24 protein-coding genes are annotated in these 25,840 nt (G+C 27.7%); 10 read left to right on the forward strand and 14 right to left on the reverse strand.

Features of this window, described 5'->3' with window-relative positions:
* Positions 1–90: 90 nt before the first annotated feature.
* The 13 genes from LPB137_RS04230 to LPB137_RS04290 all read right to left on the reverse strand — a co-directional run bounded on the left by LPB137_RS04230 (position 91) and on the right by LPB137_RS04290 (position 14,370).
* Positions 91–1,173 (reverse strand): nitronate monooxygenase, encoded by a 1,083-nt coding sequence (locus LPB137_RS04230; protein WP_076084795.1) that lies wholly within the window; start codon positions 1,171–1,173, stop codon positions 91–93.
* An 11-nt stretch (positions 1,174–1,184) separates the two neighbouring features.
* Positions 1,185–2,393, reverse strand: a complete 1,209-nt coding sequence (tyrS, locus tag LPB137_RS04235) for a tyrosine--tRNA ligase (protein WP_076084798.1) — start codon at positions 2,391–2,393, stop codon at positions 1,185–1,187.
* Between the two features lie 18 nt (positions 2,394–2,411).
* A complete protein-coding gene (locus LPB137_RS04240) occupies positions 2,412–4,556 on the reverse strand; it encodes a RelA/SpoT family protein (protein ID WP_076084801.1) in 2,145 nt (714 codons plus the stop codon).
* A 38-nt stretch (positions 4,557–4,594) separates the two neighbouring features.
* On the reverse strand, positions 4,595–4,810 hold the full coding sequence (locus LPB137_RS04245; protein WP_076084803.1) for a DNA-directed RNA polymerase subunit omega: 216 nt from the start codon (positions 4,808–4,810) through the stop codon (positions 4,595–4,597).
* Positions 4,811–4,832: 22 nt separating this feature from the next.
* The gene (gene pyrH / locus LPB137_RS04250; protein WP_076084806.1) at positions 4,833–5,540 is read right to left on the reverse strand and encodes a UMP kinase; all 708 of its coding nucleotides are present in this window, start codon (positions 5,538–5,540) and stop codon (positions 4,833–4,835) included.
* A gap of 61 nt (positions 5,541–5,601) precedes the next feature.
* Positions 5,602–6,669 carry an ATP-binding protein gene (locus tag LPB137_RS04255; protein ID WP_076084809.1) on the reverse strand — a complete coding sequence of 356 codons (1,068 nt, stop codon included), beginning with the start codon at positions 6,667–6,669 and terminating at the stop codon, positions 5,602–5,604.
* Between the two features lie 3 nt (positions 6,670–6,672).
* A complete protein-coding gene (gene pdxA, locus LPB137_RS04260; RefSeq protein ID WP_076084812.1) occupies positions 6,673–7,599 on the reverse strand; it encodes a 4-hydroxythreonine-4-phosphate dehydrogenase in 927 nt (308 codons plus the stop codon).
* A complete protein-coding gene (locus LPB137_RS04265) occupies positions 7,596–8,372 on the reverse strand; it encodes a pyridoxine 5'-phosphate synthase (protein ID WP_076084815.1) in 777 nt (258 codons plus the stop codon). The genes pdxA and LPB137_RS04265 overlap by 4 nt, the downstream gene beginning before the upstream one ends.
* A 23-nt stretch (positions 8,373–8,395) precedes the next feature.
* Positions 8,396–9,805 carry an anthranilate synthase component I family protein gene (locus tag LPB137_RS04270; protein ID WP_076084818.1) on the reverse strand — a complete coding sequence of 470 codons (1,410 nt, stop codon included), beginning with the start codon at positions 9,803–9,805 and terminating at the stop codon, positions 8,396–8,398.
* A 14-nt stretch (positions 9,806–9,819) separates the two neighbouring features.
* Positions 9,820–10,722, reverse strand: coding sequence for an SPOR domain-containing protein (locus LPB137_RS04275; RefSeq protein WP_076084821.1), 903 nt, complete (start codon positions 10,720–10,722; stop codon positions 9,820–9,822).
* A 41-nt stretch (positions 10,723–10,763) separates the two neighbouring features.
* The gene (locus LPB137_RS04280) at positions 10,764–12,026 is read right to left on the reverse strand and encodes a serine hydroxymethyltransferase (protein WP_076084824.1); all 1,263 of its coding nucleotides are present in this window, start codon (positions 12,024–12,026) and stop codon (positions 10,764–10,766) included.
* Positions 12,027–12,036: 10 nt separating this feature from the next.
* Positions 12,037–13,563, reverse strand: a complete 1,527-nt coding sequence (gene lysS, locus LPB137_RS04285) for a lysine--tRNA ligase (RefSeq protein ID WP_076084827.1) — start codon at positions 13,561–13,563, stop codon at positions 12,037–12,039.
* A gap of 12 nt (positions 13,564–13,575) precedes the next feature.
* Entirely contained in the window at positions 13,576–14,370 is a 795-nt protein-coding gene (locus tag LPB137_RS04290) for a CvpA family protein (protein ID WP_076084830.1), read from the reverse strand.
* 104 nt (positions 14,371–14,474) lie between these two features.
* Between LPB137_RS04290 and ispG the strand changes: the two genes are divergently transcribed.
* From ispG to LPB137_RS04305, 3 genes are all read left to right on the forward strand, one after another.
* Positions 14,475–15,536, forward strand: coding sequence for a flavodoxin-dependent (E)-4-hydroxy-3-methylbut-2-enyl-diphosphate synthase (gene ispG, locus LPB137_RS04295; RefSeq protein ID WP_076084833.1), 1,062 nt, complete (start codon positions 14,475–14,477; stop codon positions 15,534–15,536).
* Positions 15,536–16,981 (forward strand): replicative DNA helicase, encoded by a 1,446-nt coding sequence (locus LPB137_RS04300; RefSeq protein ID WP_076084836.1) that lies wholly within the window; start codon positions 15,536–15,538, stop codon positions 16,979–16,981. The genes ispG and LPB137_RS04300 overlap by 1 nt, the downstream gene beginning before the upstream one ends.
* Before the next feature lie 91 nt (positions 16,982–17,072).
* Positions 17,073–17,474: a type II secretion system protein gene (locus tag LPB137_RS04305; RefSeq protein ID WP_076084839.1), complete on the forward strand. Its 402-nt coding sequence runs from the start codon at positions 17,073–17,075 to the stop codon at positions 17,472–17,474.
* Position 17,475: 1 nt separating this feature from the next.
* On the opposite strand, the gene LPB137_RS04310 is transcribed toward LPB137_RS04305, so the two are convergent.
* Complete coding sequence (locus tag LPB137_RS04310) at positions 17,476–18,300, reverse strand: DNA ligase (protein ID WP_076084842.1); 825 nt, start codon at positions 18,298–18,300, stop codon at positions 17,476–17,478.
* A 136-nt stretch (positions 18,301–18,436) separates the two neighbouring features.
* Between LPB137_RS04310 and LPB137_RS04315 the strand changes: the two genes are divergently transcribed.
* The 7 genes from LPB137_RS04315 to LPB137_RS04345 all read left to right on the forward strand — a co-directional run bounded on the left by LPB137_RS04315 (position 18,437) and on the right by LPB137_RS04345 (position 25,835).
* Complete coding sequence (locus LPB137_RS04315) at positions 18,437–18,991, forward strand: adenine phosphoribosyltransferase (protein WP_076084845.1); 555 nt, start codon at positions 18,437–18,439, stop codon at positions 18,989–18,991.
* A 12-nt stretch (positions 18,992–19,003) separates the two neighbouring features.
* Positions 19,004–20,212: a tryptophan synthase subunit beta gene (trpB, locus tag LPB137_RS04320; protein ID WP_076084848.1), complete on the forward strand. Its 1,209-nt coding sequence runs from the start codon at positions 19,004–19,006 to the stop codon at positions 20,210–20,212.
* 10 nt (positions 20,213–20,222) lie between these two features.
* Positions 20,223–20,933: a DedA family protein gene (locus LPB137_RS04325; protein WP_076084851.1), complete on the forward strand. Its 711-nt coding sequence runs from the start codon at positions 20,223–20,225 to the stop codon at positions 20,931–20,933.
* The gene (locus tag LPB137_RS04330) at positions 20,923–22,356 is read left to right on the forward strand and encodes a leucyl aminopeptidase (protein WP_076089206.1); all 1,434 of its coding nucleotides are present in this window, start codon (positions 20,923–20,925) and stop codon (positions 22,354–22,356) included. Before LPB137_RS04325 ends, LPB137_RS04330 begins: the two co-directional genes overlap by 11 nt.
* A 64-nt stretch (positions 22,357–22,420) precedes the next feature.
* Entirely contained in the window at positions 22,421–23,203 is a 783-nt protein-coding gene (locus LPB137_RS04335; RefSeq protein ID WP_076084855.1) for a phosphate/phosphite/phosphonate ABC transporter substrate-binding protein, read from the forward strand.
* Positions 23,204–23,209: 6 nt separating this feature from the next.
* A complete protein-coding gene (locus LPB137_RS04340; RefSeq protein WP_076084858.1) occupies positions 23,210–25,072 on the forward strand; it encodes a HAMP domain-containing histidine kinase in 1,863 nt (620 codons plus the stop codon).
* Between the two features lie 64 nt (positions 25,073–25,136).
* Positions 25,137–25,835: a response regulator transcription factor gene (locus LPB137_RS04345; RefSeq protein ID WP_076084862.1), complete on the forward strand. Its 699-nt coding sequence runs from the start codon at positions 25,137–25,139 to the stop codon at positions 25,833–25,835.
* Positions 25,836–25,840 lie beyond the last annotated feature (5 nt).

Genomic DNA, 25,840 nt, shown 5'->3' on the forward strand with positions numbered 1-25,840 from the left:
GATACTCTTCTTTGTAATCTGCAGCACTAAGTGCTGAGATTGAAAAGATTAAATACGTTAATATTAGAATAAAAAATCTGTTAAAAATTTTTATTCTCCTTGAGTTAATTTTGTAATTAATTCTTTAACTGTAATTATTTTATTTACTTTATAACCATTTGCTCCAGAGAAGAATAATCCTGTATCTAAATCTCCATTATATGCAGCACCTAATCTATCAGCAATACAATATCCTACAGCCTTGGCTTCAACACCTCTATTACAAGGTGCTACACAGTTTGAAATACACTGTACTTTTGGAGCTGTATTATTAGCCATTGAAAATTGTAAATTAGTTCTAACTGATCTTGCTGGTAATCCAACAGGAGATTTTCCTAATTTAATATCTTCAGATTTTGCATTTAATAATACATTTTTTAAATTAGGATGAGCATCACATTCAAAAGTACCAATAAACCTTGTAGCCATTTGTACACCAGTACATCCCATAGCTTGGAATTTATCAATATCATTTTTATCCCATACTCCACCTGCTGCAATAATTGGAATATCTTCACCCCAGTTTTTTGCTTCTTCAATAACTGGACCCACAATATTTTCTAATTGGAATTCTTCTTTGAAACAATCTTCATATTTGAAACCTTGGTGCCCACCACTTAAAGGACCTTCAACAATAATTGCATCAGGAACTCTGTTGTATTTTTTCCATTTTTTACAAATAAGTTTTAATGCTCTTGCACTTGAAACAATTGGAACTAGTGCAACATCTGGAAAGTCTTTTGTAAATTCTGGCATATTTGTAGGTAATCCAGCACCAGTAATAATAATATTAATACCTGCTTCACAAGCATCTTTTACCATTCTTCCATAGTCATTACATGCATGTAAAATATTACAAGCTAATGGAGCATCTCCACAAATTTTTCTAGCATTTGCTACAATTTCAAAAAATGAATCTCTTGAGTAAAAGTTTAAAGCATCTTTTGGCTTATCTTTTCTCATTACAACATTAACATTTTCACTTTTATTTCTGTAGTATCCTGTTCCAACTGAAGAAATAACACCAAGTGCACCTTCTTTAGAAACATTTCCAGCTAATTGATCCCAGCTTATTCCTACACCCATACCACCTTGGATAATAGGGTGTTTTATCTCATATTTTCCTATCTTCAAAATTAGCCCTTTTATTTTATAATTATCTTAGCGAAATTCTTTTTACCTTTTTGTAAAATGTACTCACCAATTTGTAAATTTAGTTTATCATCACTTACTTTTTCTTGATTAAGTGATACAGCGTTCGCTTTTACATCTCTTCTTGCTTGTGAAGTTGAATTTACAAGTTTAGCCTCAACTAAAGCTTGACAAATCCAAATCTCTCCTTCAAAAGTATATTCATTCATATCTGTAGGGATGTCTTTTTTTGCAAAAACTTTTTTAAACTCTTCTTTTGCTTTTTCTCCACTTCCAACTCCGTGAAATCTATCAACAATTTCAATAGCAAGTGAATCTTTTACATCTTTTGGATGTAATGTTTTGTTTTCTACACCTTTTTTTAAAGCAGCTATTTCATTTAACGATTTTGAAGATAATAATTCAAAATATCTCCACATTAATTCATCAGAAATAGATAATACTTTTCCAAACATATCAAAAGCTTCATCAGTAACACCAATATAGTTACCAAGTGATTTTGACATTTTTTGAACGCCATCTAATCCTTCTAAGATTGGCATCATTAAAACAGCTTGTTGTTTCTTACAATTATACGCTTTTTGTAATGTTCTTCCCATTAAAAGATTAAACTTTTGGTCTGTTCCACCAAGTTCTATATCTGTATTCATAGCAACTGAATCATAACCTTGTAATAAAGGATACATAAATTCACTAACAGCAATAGGAGTATTTGACTCATATCTTTTTGAAAAGTCATCTCTTTCAATCATTCTAGCAACTGTTAGATTTGAAGCAAGTGAAATTAAACCACCTGTACCCAATTCTTTTAACCATTTAGAATTAAACATAACTTCTGTTTTTGATTCATCTAAGATTTTAAAAACCTGTGTTTTATAGCTTTGTGCATTATCTAATACATCTTGTTCACTTAAAACTTTTCTAGTTTCACTTTTTCCAGTTGGATCACCAATCGTTGCAGTAAAATCTCCAATTAAAAATTGAACAATTCCTCCAAACTTTTGAAATAGTGCTAATTTTTGGATTAGTACTGTGTGTCCTAAGTGTAAATCAGGTGCAGTTGGATCAAATCCTGCTTTTACATAAAAGTTTTCACCTGTTTCATAATATCTTTTAATTAATTTTTCAATTGACTCAATGTCAATAATTTCAGATGTACCTCTTTTAATCTCTTCTAGTGCTTCTTGAACTTTGTTTTCCATTAATTTTATGCCTTTTTACTACTTGTTATATGCATCTTTTTTTGATGAGAATTCTATAACTTTTACTTTTCTTTCTATAATTTTTCTTACTTCATCAATATTAGATTTATTTATTTCAAATTCAATATCACAATATTGTCTATATAGATGTTGCTGTCTACCATACTCAACAGAAAGGATATATCCTTCATATTGTGACATATAAGTAAGAACTCTCGCTAGTTCGCCTTTTGTATTTGGCATACTAACTACCATTTTATATTGGTACAAAGTATCTTTTGTCCATTTACAAAATAGCATTTGATGTTTATTTTTTATTTTATCATAGGCTTTATCACACATCTTGTGATGAATAACCGCTTCGTTTCCATTTTTAAATGCAACCATATCATCGCCAAATTTAGGATGACAACAGTGGTCAAATGATACAGAATTTATACTAAAATTTGAATATATTAAGATATTATCAAACTTAAATTCTTTAATTTTACTAGTAAGTATTTTAAAACGTGTTAGGATGCCTCTATCTTTAACAATGTTTTTTTCAATTGTCTGCTTTACATGCTTGAAATAATCAAGGATTTCTGATATTTTATGTGGTGTATCTATATCGTATTTTCTTGAGACTTGTACATTATATCTAGAGAAAACAGTATCAATAATATTCTTTCCATACATCTCATCTATTTCTTTTATTTTATGTCCACAAAGAAGCTTGATTTGTTTTTTTGCTCTTGATGTTTTAACCATATCTACCCATGAACACCTAGCTATTACTACATCGCCTGTTTCTATTGTAACAATATCTGTACTTTTAAGTTCAGTTAATAAAGGTTTTCTAATTTTATTAATTAGGCAAGATACTGCACTTTTACCTACATCTGTGTGTACAGCAAATGCGAAATCATAAGCAGTTGAACCTACTGGTAAATTAAATATTTGCCCCTTAGGTGAATAAACAACTATTTCTTCTGTATATAAATCATCTTTTGTTTCTTGATAAAATTCTTCAACGTTTTCATTAGAAAATTCTAGAGATTTTAACCAGTTTAAATTTGTAGTCTGTTTAGCACCTGATTTATATTTCCAGTGTGCAGCAATACCAAATTCAGCTACTTTATTCATTTCAAATGAACGTATTTGAATCTCATAAATTTTTGAATTATAAAAAACAGTTGTATGTATCGTTTGGTAACCATTTTCTTTAGGTGTTGCAATATAATCTTTAAATCTTGAAATTAATGGCTTATACTCAATATGAATACATCCTAAAACCTTGTAACAATCGATATCATCATCGACTAAGATTCTTATTGCAAAAAGATCTAATACTTCATCTATTGAAATACCTTTTCTTTGCATTTTTAAGTAAATAGAATAATGATGTTTAATTCTACTATAGATTTTAATTTTGTCTAAGTCATAACCATTTTTTTCAAGTAATTTTTTTGTTGTTGAAATAAATGTATTAAAAGTTAATTGAATTGCATGTTGTTCTTCTTTTAAAAAATCATCAATTATTTTATATTCTTTTGGATAAATATAATAAAAAGCTAAATCTTCTAATGCATTTTTTAAAGTAGAGATTCCTAATCTATTAGCAATTGGAACATAAACTACAAGTGTTTCTTCAGCAATTCTTTTTTGCTTATTAGATGGTAGTGCATCAAGTGTAAGCATATTATGTAGTCTATCACATAATTTTACAACTAAAACTCTTACATCATCAATAGATGCAATAAGCATTTTTCTAAATGTTAGTGCTGATGAAATTAGTTTTGAATCATTTGTGTTATTTGAGGAAATGAACTCATTTTCTCTTATTTCTACAATTTTCGTAAGACCATCAACCATATGAGCAATATCACTTCCCCACCGTTGTTTTACATAATCAAGTGAAAAGTTTGTATCTTCAACTACATCATGAAGTAGTGCAGTTGCAATAATTGATTCTTCATTAGAAAAATGTGCAGTAATGGAAGCAACTAAAATTGGATGAACACAATAAGGTTCTCCACTTTTTCTATATTGACCTCTATGGGCTTCTATTATAAAATCTATTAAATCTTTTAATTTGGGAGTTATTGTAGTTTGAGCTTCAAGCTCTTTGATAGCGTCTTCGACATTATTAATATGTCGAACTTTGTTAATAAATGGATCCATACTTAAATAGACAAGTTATAAAAGCTAGGCTTTTATAACTATTCTTTGTCTACTAAACCTTCAATTTTTAATAAACCACTTGCAATCTCATCAATTGCAATATCAGTATATTTCATTTTTTGAGTGTTTTGCTCTAATAAAGGCTTTGCACCTTTACTTAATTCATCTGCTCTTTGACCAACAGCAATAGCTAAAATATATCTATCATTATTTACTTGTTTTAAAGCTTGTGACATTCTTTCTTCTAATCTCATGTTTTTTCCTTGATTTAAATTCTTACTTAACGATTGAACATTTACTTGTATCACCATTGATGATTTTAAGTAAATTCCCTTTTTCATTCATATTTGCTACTACTATTGGTAATTTGTTATCTTTTGCTAATGCAATTGCTGTATCATCCATAACTTTGATATGATCTTCTAAAGCTTGATCATAAGAAATAGTATCTAATTTTACTGCATCATCAAATTTCATTGGATCTTTATCATAAATCCCATCAACTTTTGTTGCTTTAATTAATAAAGAAGCTCCAATTTCTGTTGCTCTTAGAGTTGCTGCTGTATCAGTAGTAAAGTAAGGGTTTCCTGTACCTGCACTAAAAATAACAACTCGGTTTTTTTCTAAATGTCTAGCTGCTTTTCTTACAATAAATGGTTCAGCAATTTGTTCCATTTTAATAGCTGTTTGTAATCTTGCATTTAAACCTTTATGCTCTAGTGCTTCTTGCATAGCAATACCATTAATAACAGTTCCAAGCATTCCCATGTAATCACCACTAGTTCTTTTGATAATACCATCAGCTGCTGCGCTTACACCTCTAATAATATTTCCACCACCAATAACAATACCAACCTCCACATCATTGTCTACAAGTTCTTTAATCTCTTCAGCAATATAATCTAGTATTTTTGTATCAATACCATAACCTTCTTCACCTGCTAATGCTTCACCTGAAAATTTTACAAGTACTCTTTTGTTCATGTGTGTGTCCTTTATAGTTTTGCGATTTTATCTTAATTTTGTTTAATTTCTAATTAATAAACTAGCTAAGTGCCCATTCGTAAAATGGAATCACATTGATTTTAAAAGTATCATGAGAAATTTTTTCATCATTTGATACCGTAATAATATTTAGTTCTTTAATCTCATATTCATCCATTATTTTATAGATTTTTCTTAGTGTTGATTTGACTAAAAAGCTATTAAAAAAGGGAATTCCTACAATTGCTAATTTTTTGGATTTTATATAAAAATCGATATTATCAAGATAATAAATATTTTTATATTTATCAATTAGTTCTAAAAAAATCATATTTGTAAACTCATTTTTGAACTTTTTATGATGTGAAATAGAGTTTAAAAAAGAGTGATTATATGAATATATTTTTTTATTTGCCTTTTCTTGATTATATTTTTCAACAAAATATATTGTTTTATTGATTTCTAAAGTTTTGCATGTTTCATAAAACTTATCTTTTGATATTTTTATTTTATTTTTTAAGTTAGTAAAGAGTTGATATAAAGATTTCTTTTCATCAATGTTTTCAAAAAGTAGTTTTAATATTTCAAATTGAGTGTCATTTTGAGCTTGTAACTTTATTATTTCTTGTAGTCTTTGAACTTTTTTATGTTCTTCATTATTTATTATTTCCGGTAGGTTTCCATATTTGAAAAAGTTATTAAAACTTTGTGTAATATTTTGGTGTCTATTATCGTGAAGTAAATATTCTTCAAAATCTAAAGCACTAACAGTAATATTTTTAAATCCTCTTATACTCTTTGGTGTATTTGTAGAAATAATTATATTATCACAATATGGTAGTTCAAACTCAAATGAAAAATTTTCAAGAACTAAAACTGTAATTTGATTTTGTCTTAAATATTTATCTAAATTATCTGTAATTTCTTCTAAATTATTTCTTGAATCTTTTAGGTCTATATAAATATAATCTTTACTTTTGAAATTTGATAAAAAATCATAAATAAGATAACTCTTTCCAGTTTTACTAGCACCTGTTAGAATAGTTTTTGGATGAGTTATTCTTATTTTACGTTCTATGAAATTTATTTTTGAAAAGTTTAATTCATAACAGTTTTCAAGTGTTTTCATAATTTATTTTTTGCTATTTGCTAAAACTATCGCTTCTTTAATTGCATTTATATAACTTTTTAAATTTACTTTTTCATTTTTGTAAGCAATATTAAAAGCAGTTCCATGATCAACTGATGTTCTAATAATTGGTAAGTTTAAACTTACATTTATACTTTGGTCAAAATATAAGGCTTTTAATGGTGCTAATCCTTGGTCATGATACATTGCTACAAAGTATTTGTAGTTTTTTCTTGACATTGGAGAAAATGCAGTATCTGGAACAAGAGGGCCTGTAAAAATCTTTTCATCAAGCATTTTATTTGCATTTTTTATTGCTTTAAATATTTCAACTTCTTCATTACCTAAAACACCATTATCACTTGCATGTGGATTTAATCCTAAAACACCAATCTTTTTTGATTTTACACTTTTTTGAAAATCAATTAAAAATCTTGTTAAATCTTCTACATTTATTTTTTTAGGAACTTTTTTTAAAGGAATATGTTCTGTAAAAAGGCTTACAAACATTTTTTTACAACCTAGCATCATGATTGCATTTTTACCAAAATAATCTCTTAATACTTCTGTATGACCTTTATATGAAATATCTGCTTTACTCCAAGCTTCTTTATTTATAGGAAGTGTACAAATTGCATCTACTTGTTTTTTATCTGCTAATTTAATTGCATCCATAAATGAATCAAAAGAATATTTTCCAGATTTTTTTGTTACATCTCCTGGTTTTATTTCAAAATCACCTTTTGTTTCAAAAGTTTTGAAATCTTTTGGAATTTTTATATTTAATTGTTTTGAGGCAGCTTTCAATAAGTTCTTATTTATACAATAAATAGGTTTACAAATTTTAGCTATTTTTTCATGAGAAAGTAGGGCTATTTCTATTCCTATTCCATTTATATCGCCAATACTAATAGCTATTTTAGGTTTCATATTAATTCTTTCATATCAATAATCGCTTTTTCAAGTCCTGTAAATACAGATCTTGCAATTATAGTTTGCCCAATATTTAATTCACTAATATGTTTAATTGAAGAAATTAGTGTTACATTTTGATAGTTTAAGCCATGTCCTGCTGCAACTTGAAGTTTCTTTTTATTTGCAGTCTTAGAAGCTTTTTTAATCTCTTTTATTGATTGTTTTAGCTTCTTTTTTAACTCTTTTCTTGGAAGTTCTAATTCTTTTATTGTATGATGAGTATTTGAAAGTCCTGAGTTTAACATTGCATATACATTTGCAAAAGTTCCTGTATGTAGTTCAATCCATTCAACATTTAATTTTGAAGAAAGTTCAATTACTTCTTCATTTGGATCAATAAATAATGAAACTTCAATTTCATTATCATGAAGTTTTTTTATTACTTTTTCAAGTTTTTTATAGTTTCCTTTAACATCTAATCCACCTTCTGTTGTCACTTCAGCTCTATTTTCAGGAACTAAGGTAGCACGTGAGGGTTTCATCTTACAAACTATATCAATAATATCTTCATTTATTGAACATTCTAAGTTTACAGGAAGTGCAGATTGTTCACATATAACTTTTGCATCATTATCATGAATATGTCGTCTATCTTCTCTTAAGTGAATTGTGATTTGATCAGCACCTGCAAGTTTACAAATTGATAAAGCATCAATTGGATTTGGGTCGTTTATTTTTCTAGCTTCTCTTAAAACTGCAATATGGTCTATATTTACTCCAAGTAACATGCTACTTCCTTTTAATTATTATATTAAGCTAAATCTTTTAATGTAGCAATATTTGCTGCAAGCTTGTTATGTACTTCTAAATACTCATCTTCAGGTTTAGAATCAGCAACTACTCCTGCTCCTGCTTGAAAAATTACAGTATCTTCTGTAAGCATTGTTGTTCTAATAGTAATTGCTGAGTCCATGTTTCCATCGAAACCAAAATATGCAATACTTCCTGAATAGAAATTTCTTTTTATACCTTCAAATTGTGCTATTAATTCCATAGCTCTAATTTTTGGAGCTCCTGTCATTGTTCCTGCTGTAAATGTTGCTGCAAATAAATCAAACATGTCATACTTTTCATCTATCATTGCTTCAACATCTGAAACAATATGCATTACATGTGAGTATCTTTCAATTCTCATCAAATCAGTCACTTTTACAGTTCCTGGTTTTGCAACACGTCCAACATCATTTCTTCCTAAATCGACAAGCATTAAGTGCTCAGCTCGCTCTTTAGTATCAGAAATTAGCTCTTTTTCCATTTCTAAATCTTTATCAATTGTAGAACCTCTTTTTCTTGTACCAGCAATTGGACGAAGAAGTAAGTGTCCATCTTGAAGTTTTATCATAACTTCAGGTGAAGAACCTGCAATAGAAAAGTCTTCATATTCTAAAAAGAAAAGATATGGACTTGGATTTTTACTTCTTAAAGCTCTATAAAAACTAAAGTGATCTACTTTTGCTTTTTGTATAAATCTATTTGACATTAAAATTTGGAAAACATCACCTGATTTGATCATCTCTTTAGATTTTGCAACCATTTCAAAGAATTTTTCTTTTGAGAAATTGAATTTACCTTCATCTAATAAAACAGCTTTTTTGGGAGCTTGATAATTATATGGAGTATATAAGTTTTTTTCAATTTTATCTAATTCATCTTTTTTAGATTCAACAGAAGTTAACATAACAAGTTTAGAAGTTTTATGTGAAAAACCTAAAATGATATTTGGTCTTATTAAATCTAAATCAGGAATATTTAATTGATCTACTAAATTATTCATTGAATCTTTTAGTTTAGGTTCAAACTCTTTGCCAATATCGTAACCAATATTTCCAATAAAGCCATCAACTAATCCAATACCTAATTCTTGTGCTTTTTGTTTGTAAAATTTTTTATCAAATTTCTTATAGTATTCTTGCAAAAACTTTAATGGGTTTGAAGTAACTTCAAAAATTTTCCCTTCTTCATTTTTGTGATAACAAACACCATTTTCATACCATACTCTTTCTCTTACGCCTATTACTATAAAAGAGTAATTCCCATCACTAGAATTTATTGTACTTTCGAAAAGAAATGTAATTTCTTCTTTATAAGATTCTTTAATTTTTTCATAAATTGAAACTGGAGTAAATTGGTCTAAAAAAAGTTCTTTACTATAAAAATTCATATATCCCTAACTTCTTAAAATTTAAGTATGTAAGCACTTGATAAGTTTAGCTTACTTTTAATATTTTCAATATTATCATTTGCACTTGCTCTTGATGAATATGGACCAATTAGAACTTTATTATAAATCTTACCTTTTACTTCAACTTGATGAACTTTATATTTTAAATTAGCATTTTTAATTTTACTAATATATGAATTTGAAGGTTTTTTAGAAAATGCTCCTATTTGTACAAAGTAACCTTTTGGTGCACTACTTGAAATATTATTTACTAATTCTTTTACAGATTTTTTAGTTTCTTTTTTAACCACTGGTTTTTGCTTAATTACTTTTTTAACCACTGGTTTTTTTGCAATAACTTTCTTCTCTGGAGCAATTTGTGCTTCAATCTTTTTGATTGTTTCATCTAGAATTTCATCTGAAGTTTTTGTTTTAACTTCTTCAGGTATTTCTTCTTTATTTATTGCATTAATTTTTTCTTCTGAACTTATTTCTTTTTCTACATTATCTTTTTTAATTCTTTCATTCATTATCTTTTGAAAGTTTTCTTCTATGTTAGAATCTTCAGTAGTAGTTTTTGTTTCAATTGGATCAGTTTTATTTGAAGTAAAAGTATCTTCTTTTGAAGTATCAGTTAAAAGGCGTATCACTATAATAGTAAGTAAAAATAAAATTACAAGAATAAGACCTAATATTAGGTACTTTTTCTTATTAGTCTCTTCATTAGAACTTGGATTATCAAGCATTATATTACCTAGTTCATTATCTATAGGTTCTTTAATACTTTCATTTTGAATAGTATTATTTTGACCTATTGAAGTTTGTACTTCTTCTAATTCACTTAGTTTTTGCTCTAGTTCATCTCTTTCTTGTTGAAGTTGAACTTTTTTTATAAACTCTTCGCCTTTTATTTCCATAACTGATCCTTATTAAATAAAATTAATATTATAAATACTCACTAGTAAGTAGATTGATTGTAAATCACAAAATTAGATGCAAGTTCTTTTAACTCATTTGCAATTGTTTCTTGTAATTTAGTGTTTTCAATATCATCTAATACATCACACATTTTATTTGCAATGATTTCAAACTCTTTTTCTTTCATTCCACGTGCTGTTAATGCAGGAGATCCTACTCTAATCCCTGATGTTACAAATGGAGATCTTGTTTCACCTGGTACTGTATTTTTATTTACAGTAATTCCAGCATTTCCTAATGCAGCATCTGCATCTTTTCCTGAGAATTCTTTATTAAGAAATGATACTAATACTAAGTGATTATCTGTTCCACCAGATACAATATCATATCCTCTTGAAACTAGTACTTCACCTAGAACTTTTGCATTTGCTTTTACTTGTTTTGCGTAATCTTTCCAAGCAGGACTTAGAATTTCTTTAAATGCTACTGCTTTACCAGCAATTACATGTACTAATGGTCCACCTTGTAATCCTGGGAAAATAGCAGAGTTTAATTTCTTTGCTATATCTTCATCATTACACATTATCATTCCACCTCTAGGTCCTCGAAGTGTTTTATGTGTTGTAGTTGTTACTACATCTGCATAAGGGAATGGACTCATATGCTCACCCGCTGCAACTAATCCCGCAATATGTGCAATATCAGCAAATAAAATAGCTCCAACTGCATCAGCAATTTCTCTAAATTTAACAAAATCAATTTCTCTAGCATATGCAGAAGCACCACAAACAATAATTTTCGGTTGAACAATTTTAGCAATATCCATTACTCTTTCATAATTAATTCTTCCATCTAATTCTACACCATAATAAAAAGGAGTATAGTTCTTACCTGAAAATGATGGTTTTGAACCATGAGTTAAATGTCCACCATGAGATAAATCCATACCAAGAATTTTATCACCAGCTTTTAATAGTGCTGCATATACTGCACCATTAGCTTGAGAACCTGAATGAGGTTGTACATTTGCATAATTACATCCAAAGATTTCACAAGCTCTATTTATTGCAAGTTGCTCAACTTTATCAGCTTGCTCACAACCACCATAATATCTTTTATAAGGGTAACCTTCTGCGTATTTATTAGTAAATACAGAACCCATTGCTTGCATTACTGCTGGAGATGTAAAGTTTTCACTTGCAATCATCTCTAAATGGTCTGTTTGTCTTTCTAATTCATTTTCACATATTTCAAATACTTCTGAATCTGCTTCTTTTAGGTTTGCGTTTGATATATAGTTCATTTTATATTCCTTATTTATCTTCTTCACTATCATCGTGAAGGTTTATTTCATTTTTAATTGGTTTCATTGCAGGGAAAAGTAACACATCTCTAATTGAATGCTCATTTGTAAGCATCATTACTAATCTATCAATACCAATTCCTTGACCTGCTGTTGGAGCCATACCATATGATAGGGCATTTACAAAGTCTTCATCCATTTCATGAGCTTCATCATCTCCACCAGATTCTTTTGCTTCCATTTGACCTTCAAATCTTTGAAGTTGATCAAGAGGATCATTAAGTTCTGAGAATGCATTTGCTATTTCTTTTCCACCAATGAATAATTCAAATCTATCAGTTAAATGAGGTTTCTCATCATTTCTTCGTGCAAGTGGAGAAATTTCAACTGGGTATTCTGTAATAAAAGTAGGGTTGATTAATTTATCTTCAACATATTCATCAAATAATTCACCTTGAAGTTGTCCTAGATTCATTTTTTCATTTACATCAACATTTGCAGCTTTTAAGTGTGCAATAATTTTATCTTTATCTTCTGTAATATCAGCGGGAACTCCACCAATAGTAGTTAAAGATTCAATTAATGGAATTTCAGTAAAGTTTTTAAAATCTATTTCAAGTTCACCATAAGGTAAAACAGAAGGCAATTCTAAATGTTCAAATAAAAATTCAAAGTATTCTTTTGTAAGTTCAATTAAATCTTTATACGTTTTATATGCCCAATAAAATTCGATTGATGTAAACTCAGGATTGTGTGTTGCATCCATTCCTTCATTTCTAAAACATCTATTGATTTCAAATACAGCTTCAAAACCACCTACAATACATCTTTTTAAATATAACTCAGGTGCAATTCTTAGGAATCTATCTACACCAAGTGCATTATGATGAGTTGTAAATGGCTTAGCATTTGCTCCTCCTGCAATTGGATGCATCATTGGAGTTTCAACTTCTAAGAAACCTTTATTTTCAAAAAATCTTCTTGTTAATGAGATAACTCTAGATCTAATATGAAAAGTTTTTCGCACTTCAGAGTTCATAATAAGGTCTAAGTATCTTTGTCTATATCTTAACTCTTTGTCTTGAATACCATGATATTTTTCAGGAAGTGGAGAAATTGATTTAGTTAGAATTTTTAAACCATCTACATGTAAAGATAATTCACCTTTACCTGTAACAAATGGATACCCAGAAACTTCGATAATATCACCAACTTCAACAGTTTTTTTGAAAATATTATTATAAAAACCTTCGGGTAAAAAATCTCTACTTACATAAATTTGTAATAATCCAGATTCATCTTCTATTTTTAAAAAAGAGGCTTTCCCCATAAGTCTGAAGAATTTAATTCTTCCTGCAACTGTATAGTTTCTATGTTCATCTCTTTTATCTTCTTTTTGAAATATATCGCTATTTACATTAATGAATTTTCCAATTGTAGTGTTTCTTGTACTTTCATTTGAATAAGGATTAATACCTGCTTCTCTTAATTTTTCAGCTTTTTCTATTCTTTGTTGTATATATTTATTTTCGAACAATCTAATATTCCTTTATTTGTTTTCTTCTGTTTTATTTACTATGCTTTGTAATTTTTCTTTTACAGTATTAATTTGTTCTTCTGTTACAGTTGTAGTATTTGAAATTGTTTCTTCAACTTTTTTTACTACTTCTTCTTCTACAGATTTCTTAACATCATTAATTGTGCTTTCAACACCTTCTTTGATATCTTTTTTTGTCTCTTCTAAACTTTTTTCAATATCTTCTTTTAATTCTTTTGCTGGTGTTTCCTCAGTTTTTGTAGCATCTTTTGCAGTATCAACAACTGTATCAACTGTTTTTTCAATACTTGAAGTAATTGAAGAAGTGTCAAGTTTTATGATATATGAACCAACACTTATTAAATGTGGCATTACAACAGAACCTACTGTCTTATTATCAATAGCATTTTTGAAAGATTGAACTTGATATAAAGCGTAAGCAATAACTGAAAAAATTAAAAATACTTTCGCAGCTCCAAATACGAATCCAAAAATTCTATCAAATAATCCTAGGCCACTTGCAGAAAATATTTTACTAACAATTACACCTAAAGCATAAACAATAATCCAAAAACCAACTAAGGCAACAATAAAACCAATTAGTTTAATAGTAGTTTGATTTTCCAATGCTAAAACAGGAGCAATTAAATTACCAATATCAGCTGATACTCTTGATGCTACAAAAATTGCACCAATAATTCCAATGATTCCAAATACTTCTTTAATTAGACCTCTAAATAGTCCCTTAAGTCCTAAAACTAACGTAATACCTAGTATTACCATATCAAAAATTGTAAACTCTTGCATAGATTTCCTTTACATAATATGCGCTATTGTATCTAAAAGTTTTAAAATTAAAGTTTAAAAAAACTTTTGACTTTAATTTAAACTTTTTTAGATAAAATCCAATTATGATAAAAAGATACCCAACAAAACAAATATTCGTAGGAAACGTACCAGTTGGTGGCGATGCCCCAATTCCTGTTCAATCGATGTGTTTTACTAAAACTTCTGATATTGAAGCAACTGTAGAACAAATAAGAGCTTTGCACTTTGCAGGTGCAGATATTGTAAGACTTGCTGTACCAAATAAAGAAGCAGCACTTGCTTTAAAAGAGATAAAAAAGCAAGTAGATTTACCAATAGTTGCAGATATTCATTTTCACTATAAATTAGCATTAATAGCAGCAGAATCTGTAGATTGTATTAGAATTAATCCAGGAAATATTGGCGATAGAAAAAGAGTTGCTGAAGTAGTAAAGGCTTGTAAAGAAAGAAAACTTCCAATAAGAATTGGAGTAAACTCAGGCTCACTAGAAAAGCAATTTGAAGATAAATATGGTCAAACTCCTGAAGGTATGGTTGCAAGTGCTGATTATAATATTAAGTATCTAGAAGATTTAGATTTTACTGATTTAAAAGTATCTCTAAAAGCATCAGATGTTCAAAGAACAGTGCAAGCTTACAGAACTTTAAGACCTATGAATAACTATGCTTTTCACCTTGGAGTTACTGAAGCTGGAACGCAGTTTCACTCTACAATTAAATCATCAATTGCTTTAGGTTCATTATTACTTGATGGAATTGGAGATACTTTAAGAGTTTCAATGACAGGTGAACTTGAAAAAGAGATTGAAGTAGGAAAAGCAATTTTAAAAGATGTTGGAATTGCAAAAGAGGGATTAAATATTATTTCTTGTCCAACTTGTGGACGAATTGAAGCTGATTTAGTAAAAGCAGTTGCCGAAGTTGAAAGAAGAACAAAACATATAAAAGCTCCTTTAGATGTATCTGTTATGGGATGTGTTGTAAATGCAATTGGAGAAGCTAAAAGTGCGGATGTTGCAATTGCCTTTGGAAAAGGTTCTGGTTTGGTTATGAAAAAAGGTGAAATTATTGCTAAGTTGTCTGGCGATGAATTAATTAATAAATTTTTAGAAGAAGTAGAATTTGAAGCAGAAAAAAGAACATAATGGATAGCGTTTATAGTATAAATATTGAAAGAGCAGTTCTTAGTTCAATATTATTTAATCCTGAAGAGTTAGAAGATGTTTTAGCTTCCTTAAAACCCAAAGATTTCTATCTTCCTGCACATCAAAAAATATATCAAGTGATGATTCAACTTCATGATGATGATATGCCAATTGATGAAGAGTTTATTAGAAAAAGAATTAGTTCAAAAGACGTAGATGATTCTATATTAATTGAAATTCTTTCAGCAAATCCTATTACAAATACAATAGCTTATGTAAGAGAAATAAAAGATGGTTCTGTAAAAAGAGAACTTGCTACATTAGCTACTACTATTAAAAAAGTAGCACTTGAAGAAGAAGTTAGTGGAAACGAAGCTCTTGATACTGTTCAAGGTGAATTATATAAAATATCTACAGATTCTGCTACTTCTGAACTTAAAGATATGCAAGAAATTACAGGTGATACTCTTTCATATATTGAAAGAATGAAAAAACTTGGAAATAAACACTTAATTGGTGAAACAACAGGTTTTGATGCACTAGATAGAAAAACAACTGGATTTAATGAAGGGGATTTAATTATTATTGCTGCACGTCCTGCAATGGGTAAAACAGCACTTGTTTTAAATATGGCTTTAAAAAATGTTGAAGCAAATAAAGGTGTGATTTTTTTCTCACTTGAAATGCCAGCTGAACAACTAATGTTAAGAATGCTTGCCGCAAAAACTTCAATACCTTTACAAAATCTTAGAAAAGGTGATATGAGTGATAATGAATGGAGTCAATTAAGTGGTGCATTTGATGATATGAATACAAAAAAACTATTTGTTGATGATGGTGGAAGTATTAATATTAATCAACTTCGAGCACGGGTTCGAAAATTAGCTCAAAATGAAGATAATAATATTTCATTAGTAATTATTGATTACCTTCAATTAATGCAAGGAACTGGAAATAAGGATAGACACCAAGAGGTATCAGATATATCAAGAGGTTTAAAAATGCTTGCAAGGGAGATGAAAATCCCAATTATAGCCTTGTCACAGTTAAACAGGGGACTTGAAAATAGACCAGATAAAAGACCAATGCTTTCAGATTTAAGAGAATCGGGAGCTATTGAGCAAGATGCGGATATTATTATGTTTGTATATAGAGATGATGTATACAAAGAAAGAGATGAAGCGCGAAAAGAAAAAGAAGCAAAAGATAAAGGTGAAGAGTATCGATCATCTTTTGTAAATAAGCCTGTTGAAGAAGCAGAAGTAATTATTGGAAAACAAAGAAATGGACCAATTGGAACTGTTAAACTTGATTTCCAAAAAGCACTTACACGATTTGTAGATAAAGAGAATGATATGAGTTCGACTGCACCAATTGAAGTTGTATTTGAAAATGTTGCAGATGTAGAGAGAGAAACTAATATGGATATGCCTGATATCTTGTAAGCTTAAATAAAATAATTAATTTAATATTTTAATTAATTATTTTATTATTTATAGATAATCTTAAATATTATTTTAATATAAAGGATTATTTATGAAAAAAGGTTTTTCTCTTTTAGAGTTAATATTCGCTATTGTTGTTATTGGTATTATTGCATCTTTTGCAATTCCAAAATATTTAGATACACGTGATTCTGCTTTAGTTTCAACTCTTAAGAGAGATATTGGAACAGCTACTACATCTATTCAAAGTTATCATTTAGTTGAAGGAAATATTACTAAAATTTCTGAGGCAGTGACTTTAAATCCAACTAATTGGACTGTTGAAGATTTAAAAATCACTTACAAAGAGGGTGATACAGATTGTGCAGTATTAGAAGTGACAAAAGATGATACAGCTAATTCTTTAAATCTTACTGTAACACCAGGTGCAGGTGATGTTTGTAAAAAGTTAGATGAATCAGGAATAAAAACTACAACTTATGACTTATACTAAGTTATTCATTTTTTCTAATTCTTAAAAAAGATGCAAATTTAGGTTTTCCAAATTTTGTTAGATTATAATATTTAAAAGTAACTATATCTGCAATTTTTGGATGATTTATTCTTTCTTGTTTTGAAAAACCATTCCCTAGATTAAAAATTACTCCGTTTTTTAGTTTTAACTTTAGGCTTTTAAATTTACTTTTTTCTGGAGTATTTTCATTATAATTTATTCCAATTACTTCACCTTCCATATCATTGAATTTTTTAACTTTTAAGACATTAGAACTTCTACCTGTAAAATAATCTAAGTTTGGATTTTTTAGTATTATTCCTTCTACTTGTTTTTTTATCAATTCATTTAGATATTGATCTAAATGCGCTTTATTTTTACATCTTATTTGCTTAATGATTTTTATGTATTCATTCTTATTCTTTTTCTGCCAGTTTTTTATTTTTTCTAATCTTGTTAAAAAATCACCTTTTGCATTTGGTACTTCAAATATATTGTATGTTATTTGCTTCCAATGTTTTGAAGGTGTTTTATCTAAGACTATACTTTGTATATTTTCAAAGTCATTTCTTTTTGTCCATAACTCGCCATCAAGTTCAAAGTTTGGAAAGTCTTTTATAAAGTATTTTGGTGCAAAAATTATATTACCATTTTTACTTATTAGATTTTTGCCATTCCAATATGCTCTAATACCATCTAGTTTTTCACTCATCATCCAGTTTTTTATTTTCTGTGATTTATCATAAGTTTTTGCTTTTTGTAAATCTAATGCAAAACTAATTTTTTGTAAAAATAGTAAGATAAAAATTGCTATTAATAACTTCATATACTCTCTTTTAAATAATTTAATTAATTATATTTAAAATCAGATTAAATATTTGAAATAAATCATAAAGTCATAATGATTATTTAGATAAAATAATTTACTTTTCACTACATTTATAAAAAAATTAAGGATTGTTTTGAGTAAAAAGATATTAACACAAGATGAAAAAAATAGATTATTAAGCTCAATTAGAAGTATTGAGAACTTCCCAAAAGAGGGAATTATATTTAAAGATATTACAACATTATTAAACGACAAAGATGCTTATGCATTAACAATGCAACATTTTGAAGATAGATATAAAGATTATAACTTAGATTATATAGCAGGAATTGATTCAAGAGGTTTTATTTTTGGAGCGGCACTTGCTGATAGATTAGGTATTGGGTTTGTTCCTGTTAGAAAAAAAGGAAAACTTCCAAGTACAACTGCATGTGAAAAATATGAATTAGAATATGGTTTTGACGAAGTAGAAATACATTTAGATGCTTTTAGAGGCCAAAAAAATGCAAGAGTACTTTTAATCGATGATATTATTGTAAGTGGTGGAACAGCTTATGCAGCTGCTAATTTGATAAACAAATTAGATGTAAATTTAGTAGAAATGTGTTTTTTAATGGATATAAAAATTTTAGGTGGTGCGCAAAAATTACAAAAAGTTGCACCTGTTTATTCAGTATTAGAAATATAAGAAAGAGATATTATGAGTGATTATATACCAAAAGCAAGCCCTTTTGACCCAGATTCAAAAGGACAATTCGGAATTTTTGGAGGACAATATGTTCCTGAAACTTTGATGCCAGTTTTAAAAGAATTAGAAATAGAATATAAAAAGTATAGATTTGATAAAGAGTTCTGGGCTGAAGTAAATGATTTATTAAGAGATTATGTAGGAAGAGAGAACCCACTTTATTTAGCAAAAAATGTTTCAGAAGAAATTGGTGCAAAAGTATATTTAAAAAGAGAAGATTTAAACCATACTGGTGCACATAAAGTAAATAATGTTATTGCGCAAGGCTTACTTGCTAAAAAACTTGGAAAAACAAAAGTAATTGCTGAAACTGGTGCAGGGCAACATGGAGTTGCAAGTGCTACAATTGCTGCACTTATGGGTTTAGAGTGTACTGTTTTTATGGGTGCAAAAGATGTTGAAAGACAAGAATTAAATGTATTTAGAATGAAACTTTTAGGTGCAAAAGTTGTTGCAGTTGAAAGTGGAAGTAAAACACTTAAAGATGCTATGAATGACGCAATTAGATACTGGGTTACAAATGCACGTGACACTTTTTATATAATAGGAACTGTTGCAGGTCCTCATCCTTATCCTATGATGGTTAGAGATTTCCAATCAATTATTGGATACGAAGCTAGAAAGCAAATTTTAGAAAAAGAAAATAGACTTCCTGATTATGTTGTAGCTTGTATTGGTGGTGGTTCAAACGCTATTGGTATGTTCTCTCATTTTTTAGAAGATAAAGAAGTTACATGTGTAGGAATTGAAGCTGGTGGTTTAGGGCTTGATACAGATAAACATGGATGTTCGCTAGAAAAAGGAAGCCCAGGTGTTTTACATGGACAATGTTCTTACCTTTTACAAGATGAAGATGGACAAGTTTTAGAAGCACACTCTATTTCAGCAGGTCTTGATTATCCAGGAATTGGACCTGAACATTCATTTCATAAAGATAATAAAAGCGTACAGTATGATTCAATAACTGATAAAGAAGCATTAGATGCTTTTGTATGGTTAAGTAGAGCTGAGGGAATTATTCCAGCTTTTGAAACTGCACATGCAATTGCTTACTTAAAAAAAGCAAAAGATAAATTAAAAGGTAAAACTGTAATTATAAACTTATCAGGTCGTGGGGATAAAGATATGATTCAAGCAAAAAGTTTATTAAACTTTGACTAAAAGGTAAAAAATGAAAGAAATCTTCAAGAAATTACAACCACATGCAGGAAAAATACTAGCATTTATAGTAATTATATTTTTTTCTTTTTTAGCTTACAATCTATTCCAAGCTCCTGTTGAAGGTTTTGAAAATAGTTTTGTTTATTTACTAAAAGAGTATGGATATATAATTCTTTTTGCATGGGGAATGCTTGAAGGTGAAGCCGGTCTTATTATGGCTGGTCTTTTATCACATACAGGTGATATGAATTTATATATCGCAATTTTTGTAGCAGGACTTGGTGGTTTTGCTGGAGATCAAGTTTATTTTTATATTGGAAGATTTAATAAATCTTATGTTCACAGTAAGTTCAAAGGTCAAAGAAGAAAGTTTGCCCTTGCTCATTTATTATTACAAAAGTATGGTTGGCCAATTATTTTTGCACAAAGATATATGTATGGAATGAGAACTATTATTCCAATATCAATAGGTCTTACAAGATATGATGCTAAAACATTTGCTTTTATAAATCTTATATCTGCTTGGTGTTGGGCTGCTATTACAATAGTACCTGTTTGGTATTTTGGTGAAGAGATTTTAAAAGTTTTACATTGGGCTAAAGAGCACTGGTATTTTGCCTTGCCTATTGCTTTAGGATTTGGTGGAAGTATTATTTATTATTTTAATAAAGCTTCAAAGAAAAATACAAAAAAAGAAAAAGAGATATCAAATGAAAATTAATTTAACAAATTCAAAAATTGAAGAGATACAATCAGATTTACAAATTGTATTAACAAATAATATTGAAAATTTAGAAGATAAAGAGTTATTAAAGAGTTTAGATTTTAAAGCTAAAGATGAAGAGTTAGTTTTTTTAGCAGAATCAAAAAAGATCTTTGTTGGTTACGAAGAAGAAACTTACGATTCTTTAGCAATAGCAATAGCTACTGCAATTAAGAAATTTCAAACTACATTATTTAAAACTGCAAAAGTTGATTTAACTTCTTTTGACTCACTTGTATTAAAATCAATTGTAGAAGGTACATTGTTAGGTTCTTATACGTTTAATGATTATAAATCTAAAAAAGAAAAAAAGAAAAAACAAGAATTAATAATTTGTATTCAAGAAGATTCTCCAAGTTTAGATAATATTGAGTTAAACTCAATTTTGGAAGAATCGAAAATTATTTCTAAAGCAGTTAATAAAGCAAGAGACATGGTAAATACAACTCCAGGAGATTTTTATCCTGAAGTAATGGCAAGTTTAGCTAAAAAACTTGCAAAAGATGCAAAAATTGATTGTAAAATAAAAGGTGAAAAATACCTAGCAAAAAATGATATGAATGCAATGCTTAGCGTTGGACGTGCTTCAATTCATGAATCAAAATTAATTCATTTATCATATAAACCAAAAGATGCAAAGAAAAAGATTGTACTTGTTGGAAAAGGTCTTACTTATGATTCAGGAGGATTATCTTTAAAACCTGCTGATTATATGGTAACAATGAAATCTGATAAAGGTGGAGGTTGTGCAGTATTAGCTACTATTTGGGCAATTGCAAAACTTGAATTACCTTATGAAGTTCATGGAATTATAGGTGCAGTTGAGAATATGATTGGTGGAGATGCATATAAACCTGATGATGTATTAGTTGCAAAAAATGGTAAAACAATAGAAGTTCGAAACACAGATGCAGAAGGAAGACTAGTACTTGCTGATTGTTTATGTTATGCACAAGATGAAATCAAAGATATTGATTATATCTTTGATTATGCTACATTAACGGGTGCTTGTGTTGTAGGAGTTGGGCAGTATACAAGTGGAATTATGGGAAATAATGAGAAGTTAAAAGCTAGTGTTGTTAAGAGCTCTTTAAAAGCAGGAGAGTATGCTACAACTTTAGATTTTAATAGATATTTACGAAAAACAATCAAATCTGAAATCGCAGATATTTCTAATATTGCAAGTACAAGATATGGTGGAGCAATTACAGCTGGACTGTTTTTAGATAATTTTATAGAAGAAAAAAATAAAGAAAAATGGGTTCATTTTGATATAGCTGGACCTGCATTTGTAGAAAGTGCATGGGGATATAATCCTCATGGTGCAAGTGGTGCTGGAGTTAGAATGACAATAGAGTTTTTAAAAGATTTAAAAAAATAAAATGATACTTTTCTAATACTCTTTTCTAATATACTAAAAAATAAAAATATTTAAAGGAGTACTTATGAAAAAAATTATATTTTTTACACTTATTGTTACATACTCAATGGCTACGGAAATTACACTAGGTATTGTTCCTCAACAAAGTCCGCTTAAGCTTGCAAAAAAATGGATTAAAGTCACTGATTATTTATTTAAAGAGACAGGTATAAAAGTTAATTTTAGAACTGAAAAATCAATACCTCAATTTGAAAAAGAATTAAAAATGGGAACTTATTGTATTGCATATATGAATCCTTATCATTTTACAGTAGCAAATAAATCTCAAAAATATGAAGCTTTTTTAAGAGCAAAAAAGAATATTGTAGGTATTTTCCTTTCAAAAGACAAAGAAGTTGATTTTAGTAAAGAAAATTTAAAAGGAAAAACTTTTTTATTTCCAGCTCCAAATGCTTTTGCTGCAACTCTTTTAACTAAATTTGAATTTAAAGAAAAATTTGGATTTGATATAGATAAAGAAGCTAAAGTACTATACGTTAATTCCCATGATTCTGTTTACAAGGGAATTTCTAGAGGTATTGGATACCTTGGTGGTGGAATTATAAGAACTTATAATAATTTTAAAAGTAAAAATGATAAAGATAATATAAATATTGTTTATAAAACTAATCCTTATCCTAGTCATCCTTTTGCATATCATCCAAGAGTTAGTAAAGAAGTAGTCTTAAAAATACAAAATGCTTTTTTAAATATGCCTGATGATATAAAAGAAATATTAAGTATAAAAGATTTTAAAATTACAAATACCCAAGAATTTGATATAATTAAAAATATTGGTGTAAAGTAGGTTTTTATGTCTTTTAAATTTAGATTTATACTTTCCTTTGTTTTATTAGAAATATTTTTTATTGTTTTAATTGTAAGTGTTAATTTCTTTACAATTAAAAACTCATCTGATAAATTAATTTCAGAAAAGATTGAATCAAACGTTACTTTTATCGAAGAGCTTATAAAAGTGCCTATGAGTATATTTGATTTAGCTACTTTAGATAACCTTGTTGAGAATTCTGTTAAATATTTAAATTCTATTGTTATTCTAGATACTCAAAATAGAATTTTAGCTAGTTCTTATTCATATAAATATTTACCTATTGAAGACCTTATTAAATTAAAAAGAAATAAAGACGTCTTTATTAATAATAATAGTTATAAAATCATATTTAATGAAATATATGAAGAGAATGTATTATTAGGATCAGTGTATGTTATTTTTGATACCACTAGTAATTCTCAATTTATTGAAAAAAGTAAAAATACTACTTTCTTAATTATTTTATTAGAAATCTTGATTTCTATAATACTTTCTTATTTAATTGGAAATAGAGTAACTAAAAAACTAGATGATTTATCCTCTATTGCTAAAAGAATTGGTAAAGAAGAGAATACCTCTATTCCTTATTTAGATTCAAGTGATGAAATTGGTATCTTGGCTAATTCAATGGATAGAATGCAAACAAATTTACAAAATAGAAATAATACAATAATACAATCAAATAAGCTTCTTGTAAAACAAAAGGAAGAATTAGAAGTTGCAAATAAAGTAAAAGATGATTTTTTAGCAAATATGAGTCATGAATTGAAAACACCTCTAAATTCAATTAATGTTCTTTCTTCAATAATGAAAAAAAATAGTAAAAATACTTTTAGTGAAAAAGAAGTAAAAAATTTAGAAATTATAAATAGTTGTGGTAAAGATTTATTATTTTTAATTAATGATGTTCTCGATATATCAAAACTAGAAGCAGGGAAAGTTTCTATAAATAATAGTGATGTTGATATTTATAATCTTACAACTATTATCAAAGATATGTTTTTCACTCAATTTAAAGATAAAAATGTAGATTTTTATTTTGAATGTGATAAAAATATTAATTCAATTTATAGTGATGAACGAAAAATTAGTCAAATAGTAAAAAACTTTTTATCAAATGCTTTAAAATTTACAAGTGAAGGAAAAGTTTCTTTAATTGTAAAAGAAAAAGATGAAAATATTCTAATTGAAGTAAAAGATAGTGGTATTGGTATTAATAAAGAGCAAATAGATGATCTATTCGATCGTTTTAAACAAGTTGATGCAAGTATCTCTAGAAAACACTTAGGAACAGGTTTAGGATTAGCTATCTCAAAAAATCTTGCTGAATTGTTAAAAGGAAATATTACAGTTGAAAGTGAATTTGGTCATGGCTCAAAATTTACACTATCTATTCCTAAAAATATAAATGAAATAGAAATTAAAAATAATACTATTGTAAGTAAAGATATTATTCCTTCTCATACTAATAATTTATATGAAACAATGCCTGAAAAAAAACCAGTAATAGTTGAAGATATTAAAAGAAAAAAGATTTTAATTTATAATAATGATCATCTTTTGTTTTTTAATATAATAATAAAACTAAAGAAAAATAATGAAATTCTACAAATAAATACAGAAAATGAATTTTTAGATGAACTTAATAATAAAACTATTGATGCTATTATAATTGATATAGATAAATTATCAGAAGATTTTATAAATAAGATTTTGTTAAATAAACATAAGAAGTTAATAATTATTACAAGTAATGAAGTAAATGAAGAAATAAAGATAAAAGCTAAAAGCATAATTTTAAAACCCGTTGACTTAAATAAAATTATATTTTCTTTAGATGATTAAAATGATATTATTTTGATACTTTTACTTAGTATAATAAATAACGTTTTGGAATAGGTATTAATAAATGAATATTAAAAAACATTTGAGCATTCTTTATATTGAAGATGACGAAATAATGGCTTTAAAATTAAAAAGCATATTAGAAAAAATATTTTATGAAGTAATTATCGCAAAAAATGGTCAAGAAGCCTATGCAATCTTTAAAGGTACTCATAAAATTGATCTAATTATTAGTGATATAAATATGCCCAAAATGGATGGTTTAGAATTCCTTGAAAAGGTAAGAGAAATAGATGAGAATATTCCTTTTATTTTTTTAACAGGAAGAAATGAATCAAAAAAAATGTTAAGAGCAATAGAGCTTAGCATTACAAATTATTTATTAAAACCCATTGATTTAGACAAATTACTTCTAGCAATAAATAAAATTCTAGAAAAAAAAATCAAAGATCAAGATTTGTTAGAAAATGATTTAATTATTAATAAAGATTATTCTTGGAATAAAAGTAAAAATATATTATATAAAAATAATATTATTATAAAACTTACTAAAAAAGAGTTACAATTTATTGGTTTTTTATTGTCTTCTCCAAATAGGATCTATTCTGAAAGTGATATTATCGATTATATCTGGAAAGATGAATTTAGTTCTTTAAACTATAGTTCAAATTTAAAGAACTTAATAGTAAGACTAAAAAAGAAAATACCAGATTTAAAGATTATAAATCATTATGGCCTTGGCTATAAAATAGAAATTAACTAAAGAGA

It is taken from the genome of Poseidonibacter parvus (genome assembly GCF_001956695.1).
GTDB lineage: Bacteria > Campylobacterota > Campylobacteria > Campylobacterales > Arcobacteraceae > Poseidonibacter > Poseidonibacter parvus.

What these genes read in the sequence shown, in the direction of transcription:
- ispG (WP_076084833.1), top strand. Translation starts at nt 14,475, where the DNA reads ATGATAAAAAGATACCCAACAAAACAAATATTCGTAGGAAACGTACCA.
- LPB137_RS04280 (WP_076084824.1), bottom strand. Translation starts at nt 12,026, where the DNA reads ATGAACTATATATCAAACGCAAACCTAAAAGAAGCAGATTCAGAAGTA.
- LPB137_RS04330 (WP_076089206.1), top strand. Translation starts at nt 20,923, where the DNA reads ATGAAAATTAATTTAACAAATTCAAAAATTGAAGAGATACAATCAGAT.
- LPB137_RS04305 (WP_076084839.1), top strand. Translation starts at nt 17,073, where the DNA reads ATGAAAAAAGGTTTTTCTCTTTTAGAGTTAATATTCGCTATTGTTGTT.
- LPB137_RS04275 (WP_076084821.1), bottom strand. Translation starts at nt 10,722, where the DNA reads ATGGAAATAAAAGGCGAAGAGTTTATAAAAAAAGTTCAACTTCAACAA.
- LPB137_RS04240 (WP_076084801.1), bottom strand. Translation starts at nt 4,556, where the DNA reads ATGGATCCATTTATTAACAAAGTTCGACATATTAATAATGTCGAAGAC.
- LPB137_RS04245 (WP_076084803.1), bottom strand. Translation starts at nt 4,810, where the DNA reads ATGAGATTAGAAGAAAGAATGTCACAAGCTTTAAAACAAGTAAATAAT.
- LPB137_RS04290 (WP_076084830.1), bottom strand. Translation starts at nt 14,370, where the DNA reads ATGCAAGAGTTTACAATTTTTGATATGGTAATACTAGGTATTACGTTA.
- LPB137_RS04340 (WP_076084858.1), top strand. Translation starts at nt 23,210, where the DNA reads ATGTCTTTTAAATTTAGATTTATACTTTCCTTTGTTTTATTAGAAATA.
- LPB137_RS04270 (WP_076084818.1), bottom strand. Translation starts at nt 9,805, where the DNA reads ATGAATTTTTATAGTAAAGAACTTTTTTTAGACCAATTTACTCCAGTT.
- LPB137_RS04300 (WP_076084836.1), top strand. Translation starts at nt 15,536, where the DNA reads ATGGATAGCGTTTATAGTATAAATATTGAAAGAGCAGTTCTTAGTTCA.
- pdxA (WP_076084812.1), bottom strand. Translation starts at nt 7,599, where the DNA reads ATGAAACCTAAAATAGCTATTAGTATTGGCGATATAAATGGAATAGGA.
- trpB (WP_076084848.1), top strand. Translation starts at nt 19,004, where the DNA reads ATGAGTGATTATATACCAAAAGCAAGCCCTTTTGACCCAGATTCAAAA.
- LPB137_RS04325 (WP_076084851.1), top strand. Translation starts at nt 20,223, where the DNA reads ATGAAAGAAATCTTCAAGAAATTACAACCACATGCAGGAAAAATACTA.
- LPB137_RS04255 (WP_076084809.1), bottom strand. Translation starts at nt 6,669, where the DNA reads ATGAAAACACTTGAAAACTGTTATGAATTAAACTTTTCAAAAATAAAT.
- LPB137_RS04265 (WP_076084815.1), bottom strand. Translation starts at nt 8,372, where the DNA reads ATGTTACTTGGAGTAAATATAGACCATATTGCAGTTTTAAGAGAAGCT.
- tyrS (WP_076084798.1), bottom strand. Translation starts at nt 2,393, where the DNA reads ATGGAAAACAAAGTTCAAGAAGCACTAGAAGAGATTAAAAGAGGTACA.
- LPB137_RS04345 (WP_076084862.1), top strand. Translation starts at nt 25,137, where the DNA reads ATGAATATTAAAAAACATTTGAGCATTCTTTATATTGAAGATGACGAA.
- LPB137_RS04310 (WP_076084842.1), bottom strand. Translation starts at nt 18,300, where the DNA reads ATGAAGTTATTAATAGCAATTTTTATCTTACTATTTTTACAAAAAATT.
- LPB137_RS04335 (WP_076084855.1), top strand. Translation starts at nt 22,421, where the DNA reads ATGAAAAAAATTATATTTTTTACACTTATTGTTACATACTCAATGGCT.
- pyrH (WP_076084806.1), bottom strand. Translation starts at nt 5,540, where the DNA reads ATGAACAAAAGAGTACTTGTAAAATTTTCAGGTGAAGCATTAGCAGGT.